Origin of the sequence: Streptomyces sp. NPDC052701, from assembly GCF_040678355.1 — a bacterium.
GTDB lineage: Bacteria > Actinomycetota > Actinomycetes > Streptomycetales > Streptomycetaceae > Streptomyces.
On record NZ_JBFATO010000001.1, the window covers coordinates 606738 to 632675 of the forward strand.

Genomic DNA, 25938 nt, shown 5'->3' on the forward strand with positions numbered 1-25938 from the left:
CGGATCGAGCGCCTTGCCCGCGGCCGAGGCGTTCCGGGCCCGGTCCTGCGTCCGATCGGGTCGCCCGGGGTGCGTCCACGCGCCGGGGTCGTCCGTGGCGGGAAGGCTTTCCGGCGTGACGCTTCGCAGCCCCCTCCGCTGGACGGCCGTGGTGATGGCGGTTTGCGCCCTGCCCCTCGCCGCCGCCGCGCCGTCCGACCAGGCAGCGGCCGAAGCCCGGGACGCGGCCACCGCCACCGCCGGTGAGACGGTACGCACGGACGCGGGCCTGGTCCGCGGCACCCGCTCGGGCCCGTACCGGATCTTCCGGGGCATCCCCTACGCCGGGGCCCCCAAGGGGGTCCACCGGTGGGCGCCGCCCCGCCCGGTACGGCCGTGGAAGGGCGTCAGGGACGCCACCGAGCCGGGTCCGCCGTGCCCGCAGGTGCCTTCGCGGTACGCGCCGGTCTCCAGCACGGAGGAGGACTGCCTGGTCCTGAACGTCACCACACCGCCGGCCCCGCAGCCGCGGCGGGCCTCGCCCGTGCTCGTATGGATCTACGGGGACGGCTCGGTGGGCGCGGGCTCCTTCTTCGACGGGCGCCGGCTCGCCGGGCGGGGCCTGGTGGTCGTCACCGTCAACTACCGTCTCGGCGTCTTCGGCGGCCTCGCCCTGCCGGGCCTGGAAGGAGCCGGCACCTTCGGCCTCCAGGACCAGCGGGCGGCCTTGGCCTGGGTGAGGGACAACGTGCGGGCCTTCGGCGGCGACCCCGGCAACGTCACCGTGGCCGGCGTGTCGTTCGGCGCGTCCGCCGTCGCCGGGCATCTGACGTCCCCCGCGTCCCGGGGCCTGTTCCACCGGGCCGTCATGGCGAGCGGCGAGGCCATGATGGACATGCCGGCCGGTGCCATGGGACCGGGCGTGCCGGGATACCGGTGGTACGCCTGGCGGAGCGGGCGGGAGATGGAGGACATCACGCGCGAGACGACCTCGTCCCTCGGCTGCCGTGACGAGCGTCCCGAACGCACCCTCGCCTGCCTGCGCGCCCTGCCCGTCGGGACGATCCTCGACGTGCCTCACATCATGAACGCCTTCCAGGTGTTCGGGTACGGCAACGCCACCCTGCCCGAACTGCCGCCCGAGGCCCTGCGCGCCGGACGGTTCCACCCCGTGCCCGTCCTGTCGGGCGCGACCCGCGACGAGCACCGCACGTTCGTCGGAATGCTCCACGACGCCGTGGGCGAACCGTTCACCGAAGCCGACTACGACCGGGCGCTGCGCACCGCGTTCGGCGAGCAGCCGGCCAAGCGCGTGCGGGCCGAGTACCCCACGTCCGCGTTCCCGTCCCCCGCGCTGGCGTGGGCCGCCGTGATCACCGATCGCATGTGGGCGCGCGGCACGCAGGCCCAGCACGACGCGCTGGCACGGCGAGTGCCGGTGTACGCGTACGAGTTCGCCGACCGTGACGCGCCGATGTTCCTGCCGCTGCCCGGCCAGTTCGACTTCGGCGCCTTCCACGCGGGCGACATCCCGTACCTGTTCGAGGACGAGGCGGCCGAGCCGCTGTTCACCCGGGCGCAGCGCCGCCTGTCGGCCACGATGACCGGGTACTGGGCCGCGTTCGCCCGCACCGGCGCCCCTCGCGGTGCCGGCCTGCCCGCCTGGCCCCCCTACCGCCCGCGCCCCGTCGGCCGGCCGTACACGCAGTCACTGGCGCCGGGGCGCCTCGGGCCCGTCGACTACCACCGCGAACACAACCTCGGCTTCTGGGACCGCATGCCTTGAGGAGGCCGGACGCGGCCGGCGAGGCCGACGCCCACGGACCGGGGGCGGAGCCGCCGGCCCCGGCGATCGAGCGCGATGCCGACCCGCGTCCCGGAGCACCACGCGGGCGGGCCGCCGGCCGGCCCGGGCACACGGGGTGCGGGACGGCCGGACGCATCACCTTCCCGTCGGCAGGTCGTTCCGGAGGATGACGTTCCGTTGGGACGGGTCATCCGAAATGTGCGGCGGCCCGTGGACCCTTTCGGCGATGCACGGGGCTGTTCGCCGCGAAACACTGGATATGTCCGCCGGTCGCGTGGCCTCCTCGAGGCCGAGGCCGCCCCCGCGCTCCGGACCCGGGCCGGCCCGTGACCCGGCCACCTCCCCGCCTCCCACCGAAGAAGGGATCACACCGTCATGACCGCATCCGGGCCGCACGGCCGCATCAACGTCACCCACGAATGGGGAGTCCTGAAGGAGGCGGTGGTGGGCCGCGTCATCGACTTCCGCATCCCGGAACAGCTCGGTGCGGGGCTGCCCGGAGCACTGCGCTTCCTGCCCGACCGAACCCGGCGGCAGCTGCCGCGCTGGGCGGGGAAGCTCTGGTCCGACGCGGACCCCGAGGGCCATGGCAGAAGCGTCGAGCAGATCGACGGACTGGTCCGTTTCCTGACCGGCCGCGGGGTGGTCGTGCACCGTCCGCGGGAGCTGACCGATCCGGAGCTGCGCGCGTACGGGGGCGAGGGCGACCGGTTCAGCACGCAGACGTTCGTCCGTGATCCGATGATCGTCGTCGGTGACCACGTCATCGAGGCCGCCCTGCGGCTGCCGGCCCGTTTCAAGGAACGCTTCGGGCTGCGTCCCGTCCTCGCGCAGGCCGCGGCCCGCGGTGCGCGCTGCTCGGTGATGCCGCCGCCGTCACCGGTGCCCCTGTCCGAGATGGCATCGGCGACGGGGCCGTTCCTGGAAGGCGGTGACGTCCTGGTACTGGGCCGGGACGTCCTCGTCGGCCACGGCCGGGGCGGAGCGGCGTCCGACGCGGAGGGCGCACGGTGGCTGGCGCGACTGCTCGGGGACGGCTACCGCGTCCAGGAGGTGCCGGTCAGCGATCAGGTGATCCATCTGGACGACGGCCTCACCGCCGTCCGCGAGGGCCTGGCGGTCGTCTGCCGGCAGCAGTTCGTCGACGGGGTGCCGGCACCGGTCGCCGACTGGGAGCTGATCGACGTCACCCTGCGGGACGCGGTGAACCTCCTCGCGGGCAACAGCCTCGTCCTGGGGCCCGGCGAGGTACTCGTCGACGAACGGCTGACGGGACTCGCCGAAGCGCTGACCGCACGGAACGTCACCGTTCACATGCTGCCCTTCGACGCGGTGACCGTGTTCGCCGGCGGCTTCCGCTGCGCGCACCATCCCCTGGTGCGCGAACTGGACGGGTGACGGGCCGGCCGGGCCCTCCCGCGCCCGTCGCCGGCGGCGCCCCCTTCGGCTTCGTGATCAGGTCAGGACGCTCGGAGGGGGCAGCCGACCGGACCGGATCCGGCCGGTCGGGGCGAGCACGGATCGAAGACCCGTGCCGCCGTGGACCGCGGGGGACGTCCGCAGCGCCGCCCGGCCCTCCCCGCGGTGTCCCGCCGCTCCCCGGGGCGGGTCACGGCGGGGAGGCGCTGTCGCCGTGCACCGAGGGGGCGGGGACCGGCTCGGCGGAACGGCCGTGGGCGGAACGGCCGTGCCCGGAGAGGTCGAACTCCACGTCCACGACCCCTTCGACGGCCCGGATCAGACGCGCGGCCACGGGGACCAGGGACGTGTCCCGGACGCGGCCGCCGAGCGTCACGACCCCGTCCCGTACCGTCACGCGTGCGGCTGACGCCGGCGCCGGGAAGAGGTGCGCCACCACCTCCCGGCGGACCTCCTCGGCGATCTCCCCGTCGTCCCGCAGGAACACCTTCAGCAGGTCGGCACGGCTGACGATGCCCTGCAGCACACCCACCTCGTCGACCACGGGGAGCCGCTTGACCTTGGCGAGTGCCATGGTCCGCGCGGCCCGGGCGAGCGTCGTGTCCGCGCGGACGGTGAGGGCCGGCGAGGTCATCAGCTCGCCGGCGGCCACCGCGCCGGCCTTCGCGAGATCGGGCAGGCGACGCAACCGGGTGTACCGGTCGGGGTCTTCGTCGCGGAACTCCTCCTTGGGCAGCAGGCCGGCCTCGGACACGACCCCGACGATCCGGCCGCCGCCCTCCAGGACGGGCAGGGCGCTGACCTTCCAGTCGTGCATCGTCCGCACGATCTCCTCGAAGGAGGCGCCGCGGCCGACGGCGGCGACGGTGCGGGTCATCACGTCGCTGACGAGGTGCGGGGTGCCGTGCACGACGCCTCCCTCGGTTCCGTCACGTCGGCTCGTCGGCTCGGTCACAGCAGGCTGCCGCTGCCGTAGGGGGCGTACAGGTCCAGCAGCCGGGTGCGGGCCGAGCGCAGACGGTGGGCGATGACGCCGCCCGCCCACCGGGCGACGCTCGCACCGAACGCGGGGTCTTCACGGCACATCGAGCGGATCACGGTGGCGTCGAACTCCCAGGCGCGTACCGGACTGGTCGCCTCGGCGCCCAGGTGCCAGGTGTGCGGGGTGAACAGCCAGGACCAGCCCAGGAGTTCGTTGTGCCGGAGGGTCTCGATGACGGCGGCGCGACGGCCCGGTACGCGCATGTCGAGGTCGACGCTGCCGGTGCGGATGATCCAGAACCGGTCGGCGCGGCCCCCTTCCTCGAAGAGGCGGGTGCCCTGGGGGAACGACACCTCCCCGGCGAAGCGCATCAGGCGCTGCCGGTGCTCGGCCGGCAGCGCCTGCAGCATGCCGGCCGTGGCGGGAACGTTCATCTGTGCCTCCAGTCGGGACGTACGAGCCTGCCGCCTCCAGCGTGCTCCCGTGTCCCGTGCCGGGCGATGGGCCGTCCGGCCCCATGGCAGGGCCGCCCGGCACCGTGGCCGGGGCCTTCGGCACCCTGTGCCCGAACGGTTCCGGATGTTCCGATGAGGACGGGAGAGGACTCGCTGAAAGGGGGAGTGCGTGGTGGTCACGTCACCGGCTGTGACCTCGTCCGCCCCGTGGTGCCGGTACCGACGGCCCGGGGACGGGCACGGCGGCGAATCGCACGGTCCGATGGGCCCTGCCGGGTACCCGGCGGACAGGGAAGGGCGGGGACGTACGGACCCGCACGCATCTTCGACCGAACCCCGCTCCGGAAGGGAACCCATGATGTCCGTCGACACGCGGCAGGCGTCCGCCCCGCTCACCGACGACGAACTGAGGACGCTGGACGCCCACTGGCGCGCCGCGAACTACCTGTCCGTCGGCCAGATCTACCTCATGGCGAACCCCCTGCTGACCGAACCGCTGCGCCCGGAGCACGTCAAGCCGCGGCTGCTCGGCCACTGGGGGACCTCGCCCGGACTGAACCTGGTGCACACCCACCTCAACCGAGTCGTCCGGGCCCGTGACCTGGACGCCCTGTGCATCTGGGGCCCCGGTCACGGCGGTCCCGCGGTGGTCGCCAACTCCTGGCTGGAGGGTTCCTACACCGAGACCTACCCCGACATCACCCGGGACGCGGCCGGCATGGCGCGGCTCTTCAAACAGTTCTCGTTCCCCGGCGGGGTGCCCAGTCACGTGGCACCCGAGACACCGGGCTCGATCCACGAGGGCGGGGAGCTGGGATACGCGCTCTCCCACGCGTACGGCGCCGCCTTCGACAACCCGGACCTGCTGGTCGCCTGCGTGATCGGCGACGGCGAGGCGGAGACCGGGCCACTGGCCGCATCCTGGCACTCCAACAAGTTCCTCGACCCCGTCCACGACGGCGCCGTCCTGCCGGTCCTCCACCTCAACGGCTACAAGATCGCCAACCCGGCCGTGCTCGCCCGGCTGCCCGAGTCCGAACTCGACGAGCTCCTCAAGGGCTACGGCCACGACCCGCTCCACGTCACCGGCGACGACCCGGCCGCCGTCCACCGGGCGATGGCCCAGGCCATGGACACCGCGCTGGACCGCATCGCCGCGTTCCAGCGCGCCGCCCGGGAGGACGGGGCCACCGAGCGCCCCCGCTGGCCGATGATCGTGCTGCGCACACCGAAGGGCTGGACCGGACCGGCCGAGGTCGACGGGCTGCCGGTGGAGGGCACCTGGCGCGCCCACCAGGTGCCGCTGGCCGCCACCCGGGAGAACCCCGAGCACCTGCGGCAACTGGAGGCGTGGCTGCGCTCCTACCGGCCCGGGGAACTGTTCGACGAGCACGGCAGCCCCCGCCCGGACGTCCTGGCGTGCGTGCCGGACGGCCCCCGCAGGCTCGGCGCCACCCCGCACGCCAACGGCGGCCTGCTGCTGCGTGACCTGCCCCTGCCTCCGCTGGAGCGGTACGCCGTCCCCGTCGACAAGCCGGGCGCGACCCTGCACGAACCGACCCGCGTACTGGGCGACCTGCTCGAGGACGTCATGGCGGCCACCGCGGACCGGCGCGACTTCCGCCTCGTCGGTCCCGACGAGACCGCCTCCAACCGCCTCCAGGCCGTCTACGCCGCGAGCGGCAAGGCGTGGCAGGCCGGCACCCTCGACGTGGACGAGCACCTCGACCGGCACGGCCGGGTGATGGAGATCCTCTCCGAACACACCTGCCAGGGCTGGCTGGAGGGCTACCTGCTCACCGGCCGCCACGGGCTGTTCTCCTGCTACGAGGCGTTCGCGCACATCGTCGACTCCATGGTCAACCAGCACATCAAGTGGCTGCGCGTCACCCGCCGGCTGCCCTGGCGCGCGCCCATCGCCTCCCTCAACTACCTGCTGACCTCGCACGTGTGGCGGCAGGACCACAACGGCTTCTCCCACCAGGACCCCGGATTCGTCGACCACATCCTCAACAAGAGCCCGGAGGCGGTCCGGGTCTACCTGCCGCCGGACGCCAACACCCTGCTGTCGGTGGCCGACCACGTCCTGCGCAGCCGGGACTACGTCAACGTCGTCGTGGCCGGCAAGCAGCCCTGCTTCGACTGGCTGACGATGGAGCAGGCGAAGGTGCACTGCGCGCGCGGCGCCGGCATCTGGGAGTGGGCCGGCACGGAGAACGGCGAGCGGGAGCCGGACGTGGTGCTGGCCTGCGCCGGGGACGTGCCCACCCAGGAGGTGCTGGCCGCCGCGCAGCTGCTGCGCCGGCACCTGCCGGAGCTGTCCGTGCGCGTGGTGAACGTCGTCGACATCGCCCGGCTGCTGCCCGAGGAGGAACATCCGCACGGCATGGGCGACTTCGAGTACGACGGCCTGTTCACCGCCGACAAGCCCGTGGTCTTCGCGTACCACGGCTACCCGTGGCTGATCCACCGCCTGGCCTACCGCCGCACCGGCCACAAGAACATGCACGTGCGCGGCTACAAGGAGATCGGCACCACCACGACCCCGTTCGACATGGTCGTCCGCAACGACCTGGACCGCTACCGCCTGGTCATGGACGTCATCGACCGCGTCCCGGGCCTGGCGGTGCGCGCCGCCGCCGTACGGCAGCGCATGGAGGACACCCGGCTGCGCCACCACGAGTGGATCCGCCTCCACGGCACCGACCTGCCGGAGGTGGCCGACTGGTCCTGGGACGGCTGACCGGTGCCGGCGAGTCCCGGGCGGCGGCCCGAGCGGCCCGCCGCCCGGGCGCACCGGCCCCCGGTCCCGTCGACGGGCTGCCGTTTCGTCCACGCCGGCGGCCGGCCCGACCGGGTGGGCACGGGCAACAGCGGCTCCAGCCGCGCCCACTGCTCACCGGCCGGGCCGAGCCGCCGCGTCAGAGTGGGCTGATGCGGGCCTTGAGCAGGCAGAACTCATTGCCTTCAGGATCGGCCAGGACATGCCACTGCTCTTCCCCCGTCTGGCCGATGTCGGCCGGGCGCACCGAGCTTCAGAAGGCGTTCGAGCTCGGCGTCCTGATCGCGGTCGGTGGCGTTGACGTCGATGTGCAGCCGGGATTTCCCCTTCTCCGGCTCGTCCCTGCGACTGAGGATGATCGTCGGCTGCGGACCGCCGAACCCTTCGCGCGGTCCGGTCTCGATGCAGTCGTCCCCTCTTCGCGATCGAGCACGACGAAGTCCAGGACCTCGCACCAGAGCCGCGCCGGCACCTCGGGGTCGCGGCAGCCGAGCACGAGTTCACTGATACGACATGCCATGACGAAACCTGCTTTCAGCCCGGGAACTGCCGGGGAGGCCGCACGCGAACCCCGTGGGCTCCCCGAAGCGAAAACAATTCCACGGCCGTAGCGGACGAGGCGGGCACGGGCGAAGTGATTTGAGGGCCGCCCCGTCCGGGCAGCCGGGCAGCCGGACAGCCGGGCAAGGCCGTCGGCCATGCGGTCGGGAAGCGGAGGAGGCAAGACGACAGGGGCATGAAGGCGTCATCCGCCCCGGGACAGCCCCGGGGCGCTGCCAGGAACCGGCACGGGGGTGGGGGAGGCGCCGGGCAACGAGTCGGTCACCGAGCCGGCTTCGGGGTCTTCGGCGTCCCGTCCGGCCGCGCCTGCCCGCAGGCCGGCGACGAAGGCCCGGGACCGGGCCGCATGGTCGGCTTCCGGATACAGCTGCCGTGCCCCGGGACCGGTGAACCACCGGTGGACGAAGCCGGCCCGGGCGCCCCGGAAGCCGGAGTGGTCTGCGGGCAGCGCCACCGCGAGCGGGTTCTGTACGAGGGTGACGTGCGGGTCGGTGATGACCCGTGCGGGTGTCGAGGTCGGACGAGTGGGCAGGTCGAGCATGCCGGGGCGTACGGCAACGGCGTGATCCGGGCCCGGCCGCGGCAACGCGGCATCCGACGCGTGATCCCGGAGAGGAGCAGCAGCGGGTCCGCCCGCCCGCGCGGAGGGTCACGCGGCGGGCGGGCTCCGTCGAGGCCTGCGGGCGGTGGGCTGTCGGTGCCGCCGCCGTGCTGCCGGCGGCGGCACCCGGGGGCTCGTCGGCAGCGGCGACAGGTGAGCCGGTGAACCCCGCCCGTCCAGGCTGGTCGGCAGTGCGGGCCGGTGCCAGCGGAACACGGCCGAACGGGCCAAGGGGACCGGCGGCGGTACGGGGCGAGGCCGGCCCGTGCTGCCCGACGGGCGTCGGCCTGCGATCAGGACGGGGACATCGCGCAGGAAGGCGGCTGCCACCCGGGCGCCGGTGGGGGCGTTCCGCGTCCCCCAGGCGCGTGGGTGAGGCGTTCCACGGATGGGGGAGGGCGCGGCCGGCTCGGCTGGCTGGGACGGGGTGCGGCCCGGAGGATGGGGTGCGGGGCGCTGCCCCTGGCTTTGGTCCGGCGTGAGACGACCGTGGAGGGGTTGGCGTGCTGAGTACGGCTGACAGGGCGATACCGGTGCCCGCCCGGGGTCCGTGCCGTGGGTGAGACCTCCACGGTGCGGGCTGGTGACGGCAGGTCACCGGCCGCATCGCGCATACGCGACAGGCGGCTGTCCCCGGGCGTACGTTCCGTCAGCGTCGATGCGGACGGTGTCACGCTGTCCGGTGTGATGAGCGAACCCGCGGACGGTCGTGTGCGTGCGGTGATCGTCGCGCTGCACGGCGGGGGTATGAACGCCGGGTATTTCGACGGCCAGGCGCATCCGGACGTGTCCTTGCTGACGTTGGGCGCGCGCTCGGGCTACACGGTGCTGGCGCTGGACCGGCCCGGTTACGGAGCGTCGGCCGACCGCTTCCCCCGCGGGCAGAGACTGACCGCGCAGGCCGCGACCGTGCGGGCCGCGGCAGCCGCGTTCGTCGCCCGTCACGCACCCGGTGCCCGCACCCTGCTGCTGGGTCACTCCTTCGGGGCCAAGGTCGCCTTCGCCGTCGCCGCCGACTGGGGCACACGGGGACTGCTGGGCGTGGATGTCTCGGGGTGCGGGCGCAGGCTCGCGGTGCACCCGGGCCTGGTCGGCGGTGAGGCGGGTGTCAGCCTGCGGCGGTTGAACTGGGGGCCGCTGGGGTTGTATCCCCTGCAGACGTTCCAGATGAGCCAGACCGTGGTGGCGCCGGTGCCCGCGCACGAGATCGGAACGGTGGCGGACTGGCGGCGGCTGTCGGCCGTGATCCTGCCGCACGTCCGTGTCCCTGTCCGGCTGACCTTCGCCGAGCACGAGGCCTGGTGGCGCCACGACGACGAGGAGATCGCCGATCTGACCGCGCGGCTGTCCGCGGCCCCCCGCGTCGTCGTCGACCGCCTGCCTCACGCCGGCCACAACGTCAGCCTCGGCTGGACCGCCCGCGCCTACCACCTCAAAGTCCTGGCGTTCGCCGAGGAATGCCTGGTCCGTGCACGCCGCACCCCACCCCGCGGATCCTGACCGCCCGGGCCGATGACGGCCCGGTGAGCAGACGGGCGGTCATGCGTGCCGGCCGCCCTGGACGCAGGGCGTGTTCCCGCCTTCGGCGTCACCGGGTCGCCGCGGCAGCCGTCAGGGCCTCGGGAGCGGATCACCGCCCCCGGCGTGAGAGGGTGGCGGCAGCTCCTGCCCGGGTGTTCGCCGAAGTGGTCGCACCGGAGGCGGGTGCCCGGCTGGAGGCACGGGTGAAGAGCCCTGACATGTCCCGCGGTGCCCGTCTGGCCGCCCACGGCGCCGTTTCCACATCGCTGGCGCTGTGCAGTGACCGCAGGCTGCACGAGCTCGTGGACGCCGCCGCACCGGTCGGTTCCGGCATCGGCGGGAGGACCGTACTGCTGGAGGTCGACGGAACCCCGGTCTTCGTCAAGCAGATACGCCTGACCGATCCGGAGCGGCGGCCGGAGAACGTCCACTCCACGGCGAACCTGTTCGGACTGCCGGTCTTCTGCCACTACGGCGTCGGCCGTATCGGCGGCCCGGGGTTCGGAGCCTGGCGGGAGCTGGCCGCGCACATCATGACGACGAACTGGGTGATCGCGGGGGACCACGAGGGCTTCCCCCTGATGCACCACTGGCGGGTGCTGCCGGACCCTGGCCGGCCGCTTCCCGGGGAACTGGCCGATGTGGAACGAGCTGTCGCCTACTGGGGAGGCGGATCGGGGGTACGCCGCCGGATCGAGGCTCTCCGGCAGTCCTCGGCGAGCCTCACGCTCTTCCTGGAGTACATCCCGCAGAACCTGCACGACTGGCTGGGCGCCCAGGTCGGGGCCGGTGACGAGGCGGCCGAGCGGGCCTGCGTCATGGTGGACGACGAGCTGAGAGCCGGCGTCTCGTTCATGAACGCCCGCGGACTGCTGCACTTCGACGCCCACTTCGAGAACATCCTGACCGACGGCCGGCGGCTCTTCTTCGCCGACTACGGCCTCGCGATCTCCTCACGCTTCGAGCTCACACGGGACGAGGCCGGCTTCTTCGACGAGCACCGCACCTACGACCGCTGCTACACCGTCACGCATCTGGTGAACTGGCTGGCCGTCGCTCTGTACGGGTACGAACCGGAGGAACGCGGGGCGTTCGTGCGCGCCTGTGCCCGAGGGGTGTCCCCGGCGGGGATCCCGGCGGCGATCGCGGCGCTCCTGGTCCGCTACGCGCCGGTCGCCGCGGTGATGGGGGACTTCTCCCGCCGGTTCCAGCGGGAGAGCCGGGCAACCCCCTACCCGCTGGAGGCGATCCGCCGGATCGGACAGCGGGACGGACCCGCCTGACGCGGCGGCGCGGCCGGGCCGGCTCCGAGTCCCGGCCGGCTGCCGGGCGGCCCCTCCCGTACGGTGCCAGGTCCGGTCGGCGGCGGCCTGCCGGACCTGGGTCTCGGCGTGAGCGAGCCGGGCAGGGCCCGGTACCGGTCCGGCCGATCGCGCCGTCGACGGTGAGGCGGTCGGCGACGGCCGTGCGGAACCGGGCCGGCGGCCAGGACGCGCCGGACGCGGAAACCGCGCGGGGCGGCCCCGGCGTCCGGGGCGATCGGCGGGCGGGGCCTCCCGGTGCCGGAGTCACCGATCACGCGCAGCACACCAGCCGGGTGACGCCGGTGTCCGCCGGATGCCGGAGTGCCCCGTGTGAGCGGGGAAGCGACGGGGCACCCCATCCTGCATGCGCATCGTGGTCACCGGGGCGACCGGGAACATCGGCTCCACCGTCGTGCGGCGTCTGCGTGCCGAGGGCCCGCACGACCTCGTGGGCCTGGCCCGGCGGCTGCCCGAGGGCCCCGACGGCCACGGCGTCGACTGGCGCCCGGCGGACCTCAGCACCGAGGCCTGCCACGACACGCTCGTCGAGGCGTTCACCGGCGCGGACGCGGTCGTCCACCTGGCGTGGGGCTTCCAGCCGTCCCACGATCTGGCCTACCTCGCCGAACTCGGTGTCGGCGGCACCCGCCGCGTGCTCCGAGCCGTCACCGAGACCGGTGTCCCGCACCTGGTCCACATGTCCTCGGTCGGCGCCTACTCACCGAAGAAGGACGACCGTCCGGTCGACGAGTCCTGGCCCACCGGGGGCGTGCGCAGCTCGCGGTACAGCCGGCACAAGTCGGCGGCCGAGCGCCTCCTCGACCGGCACGAGGCCTCCGGCGCCGGCACGCTCGTCACCCGCCTGCGGCCGGGGATCGTCGGGCAGCGCGCCGCCGGCAGCGCCCTCCTGAGGTACGGCGTGCCCGCCCTCGTTCCCCCCAAGGCGCTCGACCTGCTCCCCGTCCTGCCGATGGACCGGAGGCTGACCATCCCGATGGTCCACACCGACGACGTCGCCGAGGCGATCGTCGCGGTGCTCCACCGGCGCGCGGGCGGTCCGTTCAACCTCGCCGCCGACACGCCCGTGACCGCGGCGGTCCTCGCGGACGCGCTCGGCGCCAGGCTGGTGCACGTGCCCTCCGCGGTGGTCCGCGCCGCCATGTCGGCCGCCTGGCACGCGCGTCTGCAACCGGTCGACACCGGGTGGCTCGACATGGGCTTCGCGCTCCCGACGCTGGACACGACCCGCGCGCGCACGGAACTCGACTGGACCCCGGCCAAGGACGGCCCGCAGGTGCTCGCCGAGGTGATCGAGGGCATGAGGCAGGCCGCGTCCGGCCGGACACCCGTGCTGCGCCCACGCACCGTCCTCGGCGCGCTCGGCGACGCGGTCCGCCGCGGGCCGGTCGCCGTGCGGCGGCGCCCGTGACCGCCGGCGCGGCCCCGGCGCGCCCGGGGCCGCCGCCCGTGCGCGCGCTGCTCGCCGCCGCCCACGGCGGGCCGGCCCTGGCGGTCGGCGCCGTCGCGGGCCTGCTCGCGCTCCGCAGCGACCTGCGCCCGCTCGACGCGGCCGTCGTCACCGCGGCGGTGCTCACCGGCCAGCTCACCATCGGCTGGGGCAACGACCTGTGCGACCTCCCGCGCGACCGGGCCGTCGGCCGCACCGACAAGCCGTTGGTCACCGGAGCCCTCCCGGCCGGCTGGGTGGTGCGCGCCCTGGCCGTGGCCGGACTCGCCTGCCTGGTGCTGTCCGCGCTCGTCGGCTGGCGCGGCGCACTGGTCAACGTCGTCCTCGGCGCCGGCGCGGGCCACGCCTACAACCTGGGACTCAAGGCGACCTGGTGGTCGTGGGTGCCGTACTCCAGTGCCTTCGGAACGCTGCCCTCGGTCGTCACCCTCGCCGGCCCCGCCCCGGCCTGGGCGCCACTGTGGGCGACCGGCGCCGGCGCCGCGCTCGGTGTCGGGGCGCACCTGCTCAACACGCTGCCCGACCTCGCCGACGACGAACGCACCGGCGTCCGCGGCCTGCCGCACCGGATCGGCGAGCGCCCCTCGCGCCTCCTGGCCGTCGTCCTGCTGTCCGCCGCCTCGCTGCTGGCCGTGCTCGGTCCCGCCGGGCCCCCTCCGGCATGGGCGTGGGCGGTCCTCGCGCTGGTGGCGGCCCTCGTGGTGTTCACGTCGGCCGCCCGCGGCCGTGCTCCCTTCCGGGCCGCGGTGGCCGTCGCCCTGCTCGACGTCGCGTTGCTCGTGGCGGCCGGTTGATGACGCCCGGACCCGCCCGCTGGGACCTCGCGGTGGTCGGCGCCGGACCGGCCGGTGCTGCCACCGCCCTGGGCGCCCTGCACGCCGACCCGGGGCTGCGCGTCGCCCTCCTGGACCGGGCGGCCTTCCCGCGGGACAAGGCCTGCGGCGACGGGGTGGCCCCGCACGTCCTCGACCTCCTGGCGGAGGTCGGCGTCACCGGTCTCCTCGACGACCGGACCCCGGTCGGCCGCCTTCGCCTCGGCCGCGGCGGCCTGGCCGCCGAGCGGCGGATGGCCCGCCCGGCGTGGGTGGTGCCGCGCCGGATCCTCGACGCCCGGCTGGTCGACGCGGCGGTCGCCGCCGGCGCCCGGCTCCTGCGGCACCGCGTCCGCGATCTGCGGCAGCACACCGACGCGGTGCTCCTGGACGGGGAGATCTCCGCCGCGGTCGTGGTCGGTGCCGACGGCGCCCACTCCGTCGTCCGGCGCGCGCTCGGCCGGCCCCGCGGTCCGGTGGCCCTGGCGCTGCGCGGCTACGCCCCGGTCGCACCCGGCCGCAGCGGCGCGCAGGTCATCGAGTTCGGCACCCGGCACCAGCCGTCGTACGCCTGGTCCTTCGACCGCGGTGACGGCCTCGCGAACGTCGGGTACGGCGAGTTCCTCCACCGGAACCGCCCGGCGCCGACCCGTGCCCAACTGCTCGAACGCCTGGAGACGCTGCTGCCCGGCGCCACCGGGGGCGGCCGGCACTGGGTCGGGCACCACCTGCCGCTCTCGACGGCGCGCTGGCGCCCCCCGGCCGGCCGCGTCCTGCTCGCGGGCGACGCCGCCTGCCTGGTGAACCCGCTGACCGGGGAGGGCATCCACTACGCCGTGGCCACCGGCGTCGCGGCCGGCCGCGCCGCCGCCGCGGCCCTGCGTGCCGGACGGCCCGAGCAGGCGGGGGAGCGGTACGCCCTCGCCACCCGCCGGATCCTGCTGCCCCACCTGCGCCACACCGCCCTGGCCGCCCGGCTCGCCCGCAGCACGCGCGTCATCGAGGCCGGGCTGCGGGCCTCGGCCGCCGACCAGCGCGTCTTCGACGACTTCGTCGAACTCGGTCTCGCCTGGGGCCGGTTCACCCCCACCGTCGCGCTCGGTCTCGGCCGGGCGTTCCTCATCCCCGTCCGTCCGACCGGCCGACCTCAGGAGCCAGCATGACCATGCGCGTCCTCGGCGTCCGCGGCGTCCTGCCCGAGCACCGCCACCGGCAGGAGGAGATCACCGAGGCCTTCACCACCACGCTGGTCGAGGGCACGGTCGACCGCGGCGTCGTCGAGCGGTTCCACCGCAACACGTGCGTCGAGACCCGGCACAGCGTGCTCCCGCTGGAGGAGTACGCCCGGCTCGGGGACTTCGGCCGGTCGAACGACGTCTTCATCCGGGCCGGCGTCGAGCTCGGCGGGCGCGCGGTCGTCGACGCGCTCAAGGACGCCGGCCTCACGCCGGCCGACGTCGACTACATCGTGTCGTGCACGGTGACCGGCCTGGCCGTCCCCTCGCTCGAGGCCCGTGTCGCGGCGCAGATCGGGCTGCGCCCCGACGTGGTGCGCCTGCCCCTCGTCGGCCTCGGCTGCGTCGCCGGCGCGGCCGGCGTCGCGCGCCTGCACGACCTGTTGCGCGGCCGCCCGGACGGGGTCGCGGTGCTGATGTCGGTCGAGCTGTGCTCCCTCACGCTCCAGCGCCAGGACACCTCGCTCGCCAATCTGGTGGCGAGCGGCCTGTTCGGGGACGGTGCCGCGGCGGTGGTCGCCGTCGGTCCCGAGCATCCGCTCGCGCGGTCCGAGGACCCCGGCCGTCCCGAGGTGCTCGCCTCGCGCAGCCGCCTCTACCCCGACTCGGAGCGCATGATGGGCTGGGACGTCGGTTCCGGCGGGTTCCGGATCGTGCTCGACTCCTCGGTCCCCGGCCTGGTGCGCCGGTACGTCGGCGACGACGTCCGCGGTTTCCTCGCCGACCACGGGCTGACCGGCGACGACCTCGGCTGGTACGTCGCTCACCCCGGCGGCCCCAAGGTCATCGAGGCGCTGCAGGACGTCCTCGGGGTGGAGCGGGACGCCTTGGCCGTGACCTGGGACTCGCTGCGGCGAGTCGGCAACCTGTCCTCCTCCTCGGTGCTGCACGTCCTGGCGGACACGCTCGCCGGCCGCCCGCCCCGGCCCGGCTCCCACGGGCTCATGCTCGCCATGGGGCCGGGCTTCTGCTCCGAACTCGTGCTCCTGCGCGCCCCGGGGGACAAGGGATGAACGGTCAGGTCCTGTTCACCGCCCTGGTCCTGGCCGTCGGTCTGGAACGGGCCGCCGAACTGGTCGTGTCCCACCGCAACGCCGCCTCGAGCCTGGCGCGGGGCGGCGTGGAGTCCGGGCGGGGGCACTACCCGTTCATGGTGGTGCTGCACACGGGTCTGCTGGCCGGCGCGCTCGTGGAGGTGTGGGTGCGCCGGCCGGAGGCCGTACCGGTCCTCGCCTGGACCATGCTCGTCCTCGTCGCGGCCGCGCAGGCGCTGCGCTGGTGGTGCATCGCCACCTTGGGTCGGCAGTGGAACACCCGGGTGATCGTCGTGCCCGGCGCCCCGCGCGTGACCGGCGGCCCCTACCGCCGGCTCCCGCACCCGAACTACGTCGCCGTCGTCGTCGAGGGGCTCGCCCTCCCGCTGGTGCACTCGGCCTGGGTCACGGCGGTCGTCTTCACCGTGCTGAACGGGTTCCTGCTCGCCACCCGCATCCGCGCCGAGGACGCCGCCCTGGCGCGGCTGGCCTGAGGGGGCACGCATGGACCTGCTCGTCGTGGGCGGGGGGCCCGCGGGTCTCGCCACGGCCCTGCACGCGGCCCGGGCGGGGCTCGACGCGGCCGTCTGGGAGCAACGCGCCGGCACCCTCGACAAGGCGTGCGGCGAGGGCCTGATGCCGGGTGCCGTCACCGCCCTGGCGGCGCTCGGCGTCCACCCGCCGGGACACGACCTGCGGGGCATCCGGTACGTCGCCGGGCCGTGCCGGGCCGACGCCGACTTCCGGGCGGGCCCGGGCCGCGGGGTGCGCCGCACCGCGCTGCACGCGGCGCTGCGCGAGGCGGTGCTGGCCGCGGGCGTGCGGATCGAGCAGCGCACCGTGCGCCGCGTCGAGCAGGACGAGGACGGTGTGCTGGCCGACGGCGCCCGCGCCGGCCACCTCGTCGCGGCCGACGGCCTGCACTCGCCGATCCGCCGGGCCCTCGGTCTGCACCGGCCGCGCCGGGCCCGCCGCCGGCACGGGCTGCGGCGCCACTACGCGCTCGCCCCCTGGAGCGACCGCGTCGAGGTGCACTGGGCCCGTGACGCGGAGGCCTACGTGACCCCGGTGGCCGACGACCTGGTGGGCGTCGCGGTGCTCACCGCCGGCCGCGGACCGTACGACGACCACCTCGCCCTCTTCCCCGAGCTGCGGGAGCGGCTGGCCGGAGCCGGGACCGCCGGACCGGTGCGCGGAGCGGGCCCGCTGCGCCAGGACGCGAGCGCGCGCACCGCCGGCCGGGTGCTGCTCGTCGGCGACGCGGCCGGCTACGTCGACGCGCTGACCGGCGAGGGCATCGCGCTGGCGCTCGCGCAGGCGTCGGCGGCGGTGCGGGCGGTCGTCAGCGGCGACCCGGCGGCCTACGAACGGGAGTGGCGGCGGCTCACCCGGCGCCACCGCTGGCTGACCCACGCGCTGCTCGGCGCGACGAGGGTGCTCCCGGTCCGCGCGGCGCTGGTGCCCGCGGCGCAGCGGCTGCCGTGGTTGTTCTCCGCGGCCGTCGACGCGCTGGCGCGTCCGGCGGGGACGTGATCCGGCGGGTGCCGGGCCGGCGGGCAGGGGAAAGGGCGCCTGCCCCGGCCGGCAGGCGCCCTTTCCCACGGCGAGGCGGTGCGCAGGCGATCAGTCCAGGATCTCGACCCAGAACGGGTCGCGGTCGTAGAGGATCCGGTCGCTGAAGAGGTACCAGTTCAGCAGTCCGCCGGCGGATCCGTTCTGGGCGGAGGGGACGGCGCGGACGGAGAAGGCCCACTCGGGGTGGGACGCGCCTTCGTTCGTGATGGAGAACGGGTACTCGTCGCACTGGTGGGTGCCGGTGTCGTAGGGCGGCAGCCCCCAGTCGCCCTCGTAAGGGGGTTTGCGCTGGCAGGCGCGGTCCTTCACGTCCTCGTTGGCCTTGTCGACGGGGCCCTCGTGCGGGGTGCGGGTCAGGCCCCGGCCGTCCCGGACCCCGGTGTACTTGCCGGGGATGTCCTTGACCTCGGTGAATTCGACCGGGTAGGTCCGGGTCGGTTCGTTCTGGGCGAACCGGATGTGCCGCGCGACGTCTTCGACGCGGGTGTCGCTGATGCGGTAGGTGAGATGGGGGACGACGTTGTAGTTGACGCAGGCCCTCGGGTACTCCCGGCCGAAGCGTTCGAAGTAGTTCGCGGAGTCGCAGCGGATCTGCCAGTAAGGGGTGCGTCCCTCGGGGCCCGGGTACTCGTCCTCGTCGCCTCCGCCGTAGCGGAAGAACCAGTCGTGGTAGAGGACCTTGTCCGCGGCGGTGCTGGCTTCCTCGTGGGAGTAGATGTCCCAGTGGAGCCAGGCGCCGAGGTGGTCCCAGCGCTCCCAGGTGTGCTCGACGCCGCTGCCGGTGCCCTGGCAGTAGTCGTAGCCCTGCGCGCAGTCCGAGAGGACGTACATGTGCAGGTCGGGAGCGGTGAACCAGCGGTCCAACGGGTCCCATCCGTCGTAGGAGACCGATCCCTCCTCCACGCGCAGGTAGGTGCGGATCCCCCGCTCGGTACCGCTGCCGACCGCGGCCACCTCGGCGACCAGGGAGTTGGTGCCTTCCAGTTCCCGCCCGTCCTCGTCGACCTCGTAGTAGTTCAGGCCGATCCTCATGCGGTGGCACCACACCCAGCGGTTGAAGGTGAGGCCGCCGGCCTGGTTGGCCTCGTTCCGGCCGAGGCACGTCTCGGCGTCCTGCGGCGGGGTGTCTCCCCAGGAGGTCGGCGGTGCGGCCGCCGCGGCGGCGGCCGTGAGCTCGCCGGACCGCTCCTGGAGGGGGACCTTGGAGGTGTCCCCGTATTCGGGGGCGGCGGCACCTGCCGTGGCCGCCCTGGCCAGTTCGGCGTTCGCCTGCGCCTCGGTGAGGGGCTTGCCCTGGGCGGACGGCTCCGCGGCCACCGTCCAGTCGGACGCGTCGAGCGTCCCGGCTGCCTTGAGCTTCCGGTACTCGCCCTCGCTCATGTGGACGGGCTCTGCGACGCGGCGGGACGTCACGGGCGCCTGCTCGTCGGCGAAGGCCTGGGGTGTGGTCAGGGCGGCCGATAAGAGTACGGTCGCGAGTGTCGAGACCAGCAGTCTCGTCCGGGAGTTGGCTCTTTTCATGGGTTCCGCCGATTCCGTTCCTTTGGTGGAGTAATAAGACGTCCGAGACTGTCAAGATGGCGTGTACGCGTCAATATGTGACCCGGAAGTGGAATGCACTCGTCCCTGCCAGGCGCCGCGCAGCAGGCCGATGCGGCCTGGACCCGGATCGAGAACTGGCTGGCCCGCCACGCCCCTCAGGTGCACTCGGCCCTGGCCCCGCCGGCCTCCCCCGGCCTGCTCGAGCGCGTGGCGGAAACGGCCGGTGCCACCTTGCCCGCCGACCTCGTCACCTGGTGGAGCCGTTCCCACGGGCTGCGCCGCCCGCCCTCCACCGGTGCGCTCTTCCCCGACCGCTACAACCCGCTCCCGCTGGAGGACGCCCTGCGGCACCGGGCGGTCCTCCTGGACACTCCCCGGCGCGTGTGCCCACCCGAGCTCCTGGAAGAACTCCAGGCGTACCTGGACCGGTGTTCCCGGGAGCCGGCCGGCACCCTCTACCCCCGCAGCACGCCCGCACCGTGGCTGCCGGCGTGGATCCCCATCGCGCACGACGCGGGCGGCGGCGGCCTCTTCGCCGACCTGCGCGCCGGTACGCGCCAAGGATGCGTCATCCGCTACACCCGCCACGGGCACGCGCCCGAACCCGACTGGCCGAGCCTTGCCGCACTGCTGACGCACGTGGCGGACGGACTCGAGACGATCAGCGAAGAAGACGCCGGCTCCGGCGCCGGCATGGTCCTCGGGCGCTGGACCCCGCCCGGGTGACGCGGGCACCGCCGGGACCTCGACGCGTCCGGGGCGAGCCGGCGCCCCGTCCCGCACGGAGCGGGCCCCGGGCCGCCGAGCGCAGCGCGTGCACCGCGTCGGGTCCGACGGCCGGGACCCGGCTCCCGTGCCGGCCGTGTTCGACCGCCTCGGCCCGGGCCCGTGCCGCGCCCCGGCGTACCACGGCTGGTGGCTCGGCGGCGCGGGCCCGGCCGCGCACCACCCCGAGGTGCTTCCGGACGGCCCGGCGCGACTGCGACCACCGCCGGCGCCGCCTCGGCAGTGGCGAAGAGGCCTCCTCGCCGGGGGAGTTCAGTCCGTGAGGGCGGCGCCGAAGTACGAGCGGCCGGTGCCCAGACCCAGGTCGGTGACGGTGAGCAGCCTGGAGCCCGTACCCGTGGGCCCGGACGCGGTACCGGGCAGGAGGTGGAGGCGGCCGGCTTCGTTGGCGGTGGCGGCCAGTTCGGCACGGCCGTCGCGGTTGAAGTCCCGCAGCAGGACCGAGGATCCGAGCCAGGCGTCGTCCTCCTCGCCCGGGTCGCCTTCGACACCGGCGGTGGCGTAGTCGTACTGGCGGGCGCCCGTCCCGGTGAGCCCGGAGGCGCCGCCCCGCAGGACGGTGACCGCACCGGTGCGGAAGAGGTGGTCACCGATCACCTCGCCGGGGACGCCCACCGCCAGGTCGGGGTAGCCGTCGCCGTTGGCGTCCGCGGCGGAGACGTCGTATCCGAAGTCGTCGACGGACTCGCGGACGCCGGGGACACCGGCGGTGTCCTGCGTGATCGACCTGGCGGTGGCACCGAACCCGGTGGAGGTGCCCTTCAGGACGTGGACCGCACCGCCCTTTCCGGAGCGCGAGACGCCGACCGCGAGGTCGCCGTAGCCGTTCTTGTCGAAGTCGGCGATCACGGCGGCCGATCCGGCCAGGCTGCCCGAGGCGGGCAGGCCGACCTTCTTCGGCGGCCTGACCGGGCCGGTGGAGCTGCCCCGGTAGAACCAGACCCGGTTGGTGTCGGTGTCCCAGTCCCAGCCCAGCACCGCGAAGTCGGCCGTGCCGTCCTTGGTGACCTTGCCCGCCACGACCAGCTCGGGGGTGATGTTCTCGCCGTCGACCGGGTCGAGGTTGGTCGCCTTGCCGCGGGAGCCGGATGTGGTGAACGGGCCGCGCAGGTACCAGATGTACTGGTCGTCGACCGCGACCACGTCGAGGCGGCCGTCGGCGTCGAAGTCGCCGACCGCCACGTCCTTGGCGAAGCCGACCTCCCGGCCCGCGGGCGCGGCGTACGCACTGCCGCCGGAGATGCCCGCCCGAGCACCCCACAACACGGTGAACGTGCCCCGGTTGCCGTTGGCGGTCGCCTCACCCGGGGAAGTGGCGACGATGTCGGCGTACCCGTCCTTGTTCAGGTCCGCGGTGGTCAGGTCCGCGCCGAAGGAGTCGCCGGCCTCTGCCGCGCCCTCGACGCCCGTGCTGTTCTGCGTCACCACACTGCGCTCGCCCGGCTTCAGCCCTTGTGCCGATCCCCAGACGACGACGATCGCCCCCGCTTCCTTCCTGCCACCGGCGGTGGCGGTGCGGTCGCCCAGGGCGAGGTCCCGGTAGCCGTCGCCGTTGAAGTCGTCCGCGTACTTCGCGGCCGCGGCGGTGGCCGGCGTGGCCAGGGCGAGCGGGCTCAGACCGGACGCGAGGAGGGCGGTCGCGGCGGCAAGGGAGAGGTGTCTGGGCAAGGAGTGGCTCCATGAATCGGTGCGGACGACAGTGGTGCGAACAGAAGACCGCCGGGGCGGACCGAGGGTTGTACGCCAGTGGCGCATGTGCCGCCCGTGATCGTCGGTCCGGTACCGCGAAGGGCTCGTGCCGAGGTGGGAAGGCGGCCGTCGGCCGGGATCCCACGCCGGACGGGCCCGTTCGCGCGGCCGACGGACCGATGCACCGCGAAGGCCGTCACGTGCGCCCTCTCGCCGGCCGGGCTCCGCGCGCAGCCCGGGCCGGTGCGCCCGCGGCCGGGGCTGCACACGCGTTCCCGCCGTGACATGCTGTGCGGACAAGGCCGGGAGAGCCCGCGTCCTGCTCGATCTTGCCGGCGATCGCCGGGTGCACCGGCAGCGGAGGGGGGCCGAAGCCGGCGGCTCGCTCCCCACGCCGCCCGGCTGCAGGCCGCAACGCGTGTACCGGGTGAGGACGGGTACGTGCGTCAGTGGCCGGAAGGAGGCCCACGGTGGCTGATCCGCCCGTGATGCGTACGGCTGTGCCCCAGCCCGGCGGCCCGTGGCGGAACCGCCCGGCGAAGGAGACGGGGCGTGGCTGAGAGGGCTGCGGCGTCGTCGCTGGTGCGGCTGGTGCAGGCCAGCCACATCGCCACGCTCGAGCAGCTTCCCCAGATGGTCGCCGAGCACGCCGCCGAGGCCGGGATGTACGACACAGCCCTCTTCCTGGTGGACATCCGTGAGACGGTACTGCGCCAGCTCACCGGCAAGGGAGTGGGCGCCTGGGACGGCGGGCAGGAGTTCACCGTCTCGGGCAGTCTTCCCGGCCAGGCCTATCAGCGTGTGGAGCTGCTCGCCGAACCGGGCAGGGCAGGCGGGGGCCCGGGCCGGCGGCGGTGGTGGGTGGCGATCACCGACGGTGTGGAGCGCCTGGGGGTGCTGCGGGCCGATACCGACACCGACGACGCACCGACCCGCCAGGCGCTGCGCGATCTGGCGTCGATAGCGGCCCTGCTGCTTCTGAGCAAACGTTCCTTCAGTGATTCCTACGCGCGTCTGGTGCGCACCGAGCCGATGAACGTGGCCGCCGAGATGCAGTGGAACCTCACCCCGCCGCCCGCTTACGCCGGGCACGACGTCACCGTGGGCGCGGCGGTGGAACCCGCCTACCAGGTCGGCGGGGACGCCTTCGAATACGCCGTGGCCGGCAGCACGCTCCACCTGGGCATCTTCGATGCCATGGGCCACGACACCACCGCCGGGATCACCGCCAACACCGCCGTGGCCGCCTGCCGCAACGCCCGCCGCCAGGGCGCCTCGCTGACCGAGACCAGCCGGCAGGTGGAGCAGACCTTGAACGAGCAGTTCGGCACCAGCCGCTACGTCACCGCCATCCTCGCCGACCTGGACCTGGTGACCGGCTGGCTGACGTGGATCAACCGAGGCCACCACCTGCCGATCCTGCTGCGCGACAACCGGTGGACCATCGAACTGGCCTGCTCCCCGGCCGGCCCCATGGGCGCCGACCTCGGTCTGCCGGTGACCGAGTGCACCGCGCAGCTCCAGCCCGGCGACCGCCTGCTGCTGTACACCGACGGCATCGTGGAAGCCCGCGACGCAGGGGGCAAAGAGTTCGGCCGCGAGCGCTTCATCGACTTCATCCTGCGCCACCACTCCGGCCGGCACACGCTGCACGAAACCCTGCGCCGGCTCATGGCGGCCGTGCTGGACCACCACGGCGGCACACTCGACGACGACGCCACCGTCCTGCTCACCGAGTGGCGCGGTGGCCATCAGGAAGAGCTGAACCCGTGAAGCCGGGGCTTGCGGCGAGTGGGCGGAAGCGGCGACGAGAGCACCGGCCGGCCCGCCGCCCGCGATCGGCGGGCCGCCCTGGACGGGGACGTCCCGGCTCCGGCTGCCGGCCGCTGCCCGGTGACGGCCGCGGACGCCCTCGGCCTGCACACCGCCCCGTGGCTGCCGGACGCCCCGCGGCCGTTTGCGCACACCGACGGTCCAACGGCCCTCGTCGGCCTGTCCGGTGTCACGTCTGCCGACACAGCCGGCCGCCGGGGCCGCGATCCGGTCCGGTCCGGAGCAGCGGGGGCGGAGGATCCCGACGCCGATCCCCGGACGCCGCAGGAGCTGCTCGTGCTCCGGCAGCGCGCCCGGCGCCCGGGCCCGGGCGGCCGCGCGGCCGAATATCGCGTGCGCTGCCGCCGGCGGACGTAGCAGACTCCCCGCCATGGTCGACATGCGCATGTTCCGGGACGCGGTCACCGGCTGGGCGGGCGGTGGCCCCGGCGGGCCGGCGAGGGAGCTGGCCGACCTCCTGGGGGTGCGCACCGCGGTCCTGCTGGAAGGGCTGAGCGACCTCGCCGCTGTCGAGGCGCTGGCCGCGGGCCGGGGCCGTGACCTGGCGGCGGAGGGGGTGTGCGTGGTGCCGATGGGCGGGGCGATGAGTGTCGGCCGCTACGCGGGGCTCCTCGGGCCGTCCGGTCTCGGCCTGCGCCTGGTCGGCCTGTGCGACCAGCGCGAGAAGCCCTTCTTCGACCGGAGCCTCGGCCCGGTCCGGGCGCCGCGCCCGGGCGTCTTCGTCTGCACGGCGGACCTGGAGGACGAGCTCATCCGCGCGCTGGGGCCGGCGCGGGTCGAGCAGATCGTCCGGGCCGAGAACGAGCTGCGCGCCTGGCAGACCTTCGTACGGCAGCCCGCCCAGCACGGCCGGCCCCGGCACCAGCAGCTGCGGCGCTTCATCGGCACGAAGAAGGGCCGCAAGATCCGCTATGGCCGCCTCCTGGTCGAAGCGCTCGCCCCCGACCAGGTGCCCGCCCCGCTGGACGACCTCCTCGCCGGCCTGTGACGCTCCGTCCCCGCAGGCGGGCACACCCCGCTCGGGGGCCGACCACCCGCCGGCCGCCTTCCCGGCCTCACAGGGCGGTGCGCCCAGGGCTCGCGGGACGGCGGGAACAGCACCTGGACGGTTTCGGCGGCCGGGTCGCGCGGCCAGGCGTGGGCGGCGACGACGCGGTGTTCGTGCCCGCCCGCGGTCAGGGCGTCGTCGGCCGGGTCGCGCAGGCGCCCACGCCGTGTGGCGCTGAGGCGTCCGGCGGCCGTGTGGCGCTCGTGGGCCGGCGGGCCTTCGGCAGGCGGCGGCCGGGCCGGACGGCGACGACGGGCCGATCGCGGCCGACGGGGCGGCGGCGGACGCCGGGGAGTGCCGGGCCCGGACCGTCGCCCCGGCGGACCCGCTCCGGTCGCCGCCCGCCCGGCGTCTTCGTAGCGTGGTCGCGTACCCGAGCGCGTGCGCCGATCCGGCCGACGCGCGCACCGGGCGGACCGACGGGCTCCGTCGGCCGTCCGGCCGCTCCGGCCCCAGGGACGGTCATGCTGCTCGCACTGGCAAGGGGCGCCGGTTCCGGCGCCGCGGAAGGAAGCGGCGCGTCCGCGCCGACGGCGCCCCCGGTGCGGGGCGAGTTCTCCGGTCTGCTGACCTACACGGCGGGCGAGTACCGCATGGTGCTGTACGCCCTGATGGCGACCGGTCTGGCGTTGCTGGCGGGTTCTTTGCACGCGTTCGCCACCCGGGGCGAGACGGGCCCGCGCTACCGGGCGGCGAGTGATGCCAGCGCCCTGCTCCAACTGGTCGCCTTCCTCGCCTACGTGGAGCTGTTCGTCAGCTGGAAGACCTCCTTCACCCTGCGGGGGGAGCGGTACGTGCCGGTGGCCGACACCGAGTTCGACGGCGGAATGCGGTACGCGGACTGGTCGGTCACGGTGCCGCTGCTCGCCGTGGAACTGCTCGCCGTGTGCGCCGTCACCGGACGGCGGATGTCCGTGCTGCGCGGCACGGCCGTGGCCGCGTCCTTCCTGATGATCCTCGCCGGCTTCCTCGGTGCCCAGGTGCTCGACAACGGCAACCGGGTGCTGTGGCTGGTGGTGTGGGCCGCGGTCAGCACCGTGTTCTTCCTCGTGCTGTACGCGGTGCTGGGCCACGCGGTGCTGGCCGGCCGCGACGAGCTGTCGCCGGAGGCGTACACCGTCCTGAAACGGGCGACCGTCCTGCTGTTCGGCGCCTTCGGCGTCTACCCGCTGATCTACCTGATCCAGCAGTCCGTCGGCCCCGGCTCCCCTCTGGTGGCCTGGGCCCTCGTCACCCAGCTCGGCTTCTGCGCGGCCGATGTCGCCGCCAAGACCTGGTTCGGGGTGCTGATCCACAAGGTGGCCAAGGTGCGCACCGCCGACGACGTCCGGGCCGGCACCGGGACCCACGCGGAGGAGGTGTGGGTCTCGCACGTCAAACGGGCCGACGCCTGGCCCCCGGTGGCGGCGGCGCTGACCGGGCACGGCGCCCGTCCCGCGTCGCTGCCGGCGCACGACGGCCACTACGGCGGACACGGCCGCGACGGCACCGGCCGGGACCGGTGA

The 25938-nt window shown here is 74.6% G+C and carries 19 protein-coding genes and 2 pseudogenes; 15 read left to right on the forward strand and 6 right to left on the reverse strand.

Annotated features, from left to right (window positions below; genetic code table 11):
- Positions 1–115: 115 nt before the first annotated feature.
- Complete coding sequence (locus AB0L29_RS02485; RefSeq protein WP_365822474.1) at positions 116–1765, forward strand: carboxylesterase family protein; 1650 nt, start codon at positions 116–118, stop codon at positions 1763–1765.
- Positions 1766–2161: 396 nt separating this feature from the next.
- Complete coding sequence (locus tag AB0L29_RS02490) at positions 2162–3184, forward strand: amidinotransferase (RefSeq protein ID WP_365822476.1); 1023 nt, start codon at positions 2162–2164, stop codon at positions 3182–3184.
- 211 nt (positions 3185–3395) lie between these two features.
- Here the strand turns inward: AB0L29_RS02490 and AB0L29_RS02495 are convergent, their stop codons facing one another.
- Positions 3396–4115, reverse strand: a complete 720-nt coding sequence (locus tag AB0L29_RS02495) for a CBS domain-containing protein (protein WP_365822478.1) — start codon at positions 4113–4115, stop codon at positions 3396–3398.
- A 41-nt stretch (positions 4116–4156) separates the two neighbouring features.
- Positions 4157–4621 carry a cyclic nucleotide-binding domain-containing protein gene (locus AB0L29_RS02500; protein WP_365822480.1) on the reverse strand — a complete coding sequence of 155 codons (465 nt, stop codon included), beginning with the start codon at positions 4619–4621 and terminating at the stop codon, positions 4157–4159.
- A 379-nt stretch (positions 4622–5000) separates the two neighbouring features.
- Here AB0L29_RS02500 and AB0L29_RS02505 point away from each other — a divergent pair, with 379 nt between their 5' ends.
- The gene (locus AB0L29_RS02505) at positions 5001–7385 is read left to right on the forward strand and encodes a phosphoketolase family protein (protein WP_365822482.1); all 2385 of its coding nucleotides are present in this window, start codon (positions 5001–5003) and stop codon (positions 7383–7385) included.
- Positions 7386–7563: 178 nt separating this feature from the next.
- Here AB0L29_RS02505 and AB0L29_RS02510 read toward each other — a convergent pair.
- Both AB0L29_RS02510 and AB0L29_RS02515 read right to left on the reverse strand, forming a co-directional pair.
- Positions 7564–7944 (reverse strand): annotated as a pseudogene (locus tag AB0L29_RS02510) (VOC family protein).
- Between the two features lie 279 nt (positions 7945–8223).
- Positions 8224–8538: pseudogene (locus tag AB0L29_RS02515) on the reverse strand (transcriptional regulator); the annotation flags it as partial.
- 735 nt (positions 8539–9273) lie between these two features.
- Between AB0L29_RS02515 and AB0L29_RS02520 the strand changes: the two are divergent.
- The 8 genes from AB0L29_RS02520 (at position 9274) to AB0L29_RS02555 (ending at position 17493) form a co-directional block, all read left to right on the forward strand.
- Entirely contained in the window at positions 9274–10086 is an 813-nt protein-coding gene (locus AB0L29_RS02520; RefSeq protein ID WP_365822484.1) for an alpha/beta hydrolase, read from the forward strand.
- A gap of 239 nt (positions 10087–10325) precedes the next feature.
- The gene (locus tag AB0L29_RS02525) at positions 10326–11390 is read left to right on the forward strand and encodes a protein kinase family protein (RefSeq protein WP_365822685.1); all 1065 of its coding nucleotides are present in this window, start codon (positions 10326–10328) and stop codon (positions 11388–11390) included.
- Between the two features lie 385 nt (positions 11391–11775).
- A complete protein-coding gene (locus tag AB0L29_RS02530) occupies positions 11776–12840 on the forward strand; it encodes an NAD-dependent epimerase/dehydratase family protein (RefSeq protein ID WP_365822486.1) in 1065 nt (354 codons plus the stop codon).
- Positions 12837–13673: a UbiA family prenyltransferase gene (locus tag AB0L29_RS02535; RefSeq protein WP_365822488.1), complete on the forward strand. Its 837-nt coding sequence runs from the start codon at positions 12837–12839 to the stop codon at positions 13671–13673. Before AB0L29_RS02530 ends, AB0L29_RS02535 begins: the two co-directional genes overlap by 4 nt.
- Positions 13673–14854: a geranylgeranyl reductase family protein gene (locus AB0L29_RS02540; protein WP_365822490.1), complete on the forward strand. Its 1182-nt coding sequence runs from the start codon at positions 13673–13675 to the stop codon at positions 14852–14854. The genes AB0L29_RS02535 and AB0L29_RS02540 overlap by 1 nt, the downstream gene beginning before the upstream one ends.
- Positions 14851–15939, forward strand: a complete 1089-nt coding sequence (locus tag AB0L29_RS02545; protein ID WP_365822492.1) for a 3-oxoacyl-[acyl-carrier-protein] synthase III C-terminal domain-containing protein — start codon at positions 14851–14853, stop codon at positions 15937–15939. Before AB0L29_RS02540 ends, AB0L29_RS02545 begins: the two co-directional genes overlap by 4 nt.
- The gene (locus tag AB0L29_RS02550) at positions 15936–16454 is read left to right on the forward strand and encodes an isoprenylcysteine carboxylmethyltransferase family protein (RefSeq protein WP_365822494.1); all 519 of its coding nucleotides are present in this window, start codon (positions 15936–15938) and stop codon (positions 16452–16454) included. The genes AB0L29_RS02545 and AB0L29_RS02550 overlap by 4 nt, the downstream gene beginning before the upstream one ends.
- 10 nt (positions 16455–16464) lie before the next feature.
- Complete coding sequence (locus AB0L29_RS02555; protein ID WP_365822496.1) at positions 16465–17493, forward strand: NAD(P)/FAD-dependent oxidoreductase; 1029 nt, start codon at positions 16465–16467, stop codon at positions 17491–17493.
- A gap of 90 nt (positions 17494–17583) precedes the next feature.
- Here AB0L29_RS02555 and AB0L29_RS02560 read toward each other — a convergent pair whose 3' ends face one another.
- Positions 17584–19056 (reverse strand): NucA/NucB deoxyribonuclease domain-containing protein, encoded by a 1473-nt coding sequence (locus AB0L29_RS02560; protein WP_365822498.1) that lies wholly within the window; start codon positions 19054–19056, stop codon positions 17584–17586.
- 93 nt (positions 19057–19149) lie between these two features.
- Between AB0L29_RS02560 and AB0L29_RS02565 the strand changes: the two genes are divergently transcribed.
- Positions 19150–19803 carry an SMI1/KNR4 family protein gene (locus AB0L29_RS02565; protein ID WP_365822500.1) on the forward strand — a complete coding sequence of 218 codons (654 nt, stop codon included), beginning with the start codon at positions 19150–19152 and terminating at the stop codon, positions 19801–19803.
- Positions 19804–20115: 312 nt separating this feature from the next.
- On the opposite strand, the gene AB0L29_RS02570 is transcribed toward AB0L29_RS02565, so the two are convergent.
- Complete coding sequence (locus AB0L29_RS02570; protein ID WP_365822502.1) at positions 20116–21531, reverse strand: FG-GAP-like repeat-containing protein; 1416 nt, start codon at positions 21529–21531, stop codon at positions 20116–20118.
- Positions 21532–22104: 573 nt separating this feature from the next.
- On the opposite strand from AB0L29_RS02570, the gene AB0L29_RS02575 reads away from it, so the two are divergent.
- The 3 genes from AB0L29_RS02575 (at position 22105) to AB0L29_RS02585 (ending at position 25938) form a co-directional block, all read left to right on the forward strand.
- Positions 22105–23325, forward strand: coding sequence for a PP2C family protein-serine/threonine phosphatase (locus AB0L29_RS02575; RefSeq protein ID WP_365822504.1), 1221 nt, complete (start codon positions 22105–22107; stop codon positions 23323–23325).
- A gap of 430 nt (positions 23326–23755) precedes the next feature.
- Positions 23756–24373: a TOPRIM nucleotidyl transferase/hydrolase domain-containing protein gene (locus AB0L29_RS02580; RefSeq protein ID WP_365822506.1), complete on the forward strand. Its 618-nt coding sequence runs from the start codon at positions 23756–23758 to the stop codon at positions 24371–24373.
- Between the two features lie 524 nt (positions 24374–24897).
- Positions 24898–25938 (forward strand): bacteriorhodopsin, encoded by a 1041-nt coding sequence (locus AB0L29_RS02585; protein ID WP_365822508.1) that lies wholly within the window; start codon positions 24898–24900, stop codon positions 25936–25938.

Coding starts and splice junctions, on each gene's coding strand:
- AB0L29_RS02490 (WP_365822476.1), top strand. CDS start 2,162: ATGACCGCATCCGGGCCGCACGGCCGCATCAACGTCACCCACGAATGG.
- AB0L29_RS02500 (WP_365822480.1), bottom strand. CDS start 4,621: ATGAACGTTCCCGCCACGGCCGGCATGCTGCAGGCGCTGCCGGCCGAG.
- AB0L29_RS02505 (WP_365822482.1), top strand. CDS start 5,001: ATGTCCGTCGACACGCGGCAGGCGTCCGCCCCGCTCACCGACGACGAA.
- AB0L29_RS02520 (WP_365822484.1), top strand. CDS start 9,274: ATGAGCGAACCCGCGGACGGTCGTGTGCGTGCGGTGATCGTCGCGCTG.
- AB0L29_RS02525 (WP_365822685.1), top strand. CDS start 10,326: ATGTCCCGCGGTGCCCGTCTGGCCGCCCACGGCGCCGTTTCCACATCG.
- AB0L29_RS02530 (WP_365822486.1), top strand. CDS start 11,776: ATGCGCATCGTGGTCACCGGGGCGACCGGGAACATCGGCTCCACCGTC.
- AB0L29_RS02540 (WP_365822490.1), top strand. CDS start 13,673: ATGACGCCCGGACCCGCCCGCTGGGACCTCGCGGTGGTCGGCGCCGGA.
- AB0L29_RS02545 (WP_365822492.1), top strand. CDS start 14,851: ATGACCATGCGCGTCCTCGGCGTCCGCGGCGTCCTGCCCGAGCACCGC.
- AB0L29_RS02550 (WP_365822494.1), top strand. CDS start 15,936: ATGAACGGTCAGGTCCTGTTCACCGCCCTGGTCCTGGCCGTCGGTCTG.
- AB0L29_RS02555 (WP_365822496.1), top strand. CDS start 16,465: ATGGACCTGCTCGTCGTGGGCGGGGGGCCCGCGGGTCTCGCCACGGCC.
- AB0L29_RS02560 (WP_365822498.1), bottom strand. CDS start 19,056: ATGAAAAGAGCCAACTCCCGGACGAGACTGCTGGTCTCGACACTCGCG.
- AB0L29_RS02565 (WP_365822500.1), top strand. CDS start 19,150: ATGCACTCGTCCCTGCCAGGCGCCGCGCAGCAGGCCGATGCGGCCTGG.
- AB0L29_RS02580 (WP_365822506.1), top strand. CDS start 23,756: ATGGTCGACATGCGCATGTTCCGGGACGCGGTCACCGGCTGGGCGGGC.
- AB0L29_RS02585 (WP_365822508.1), top strand. CDS start 24,898: ATGCTGCTCGCACTGGCAAGGGGCGCCGGTTCCGGCGCCGCGGAAGGA.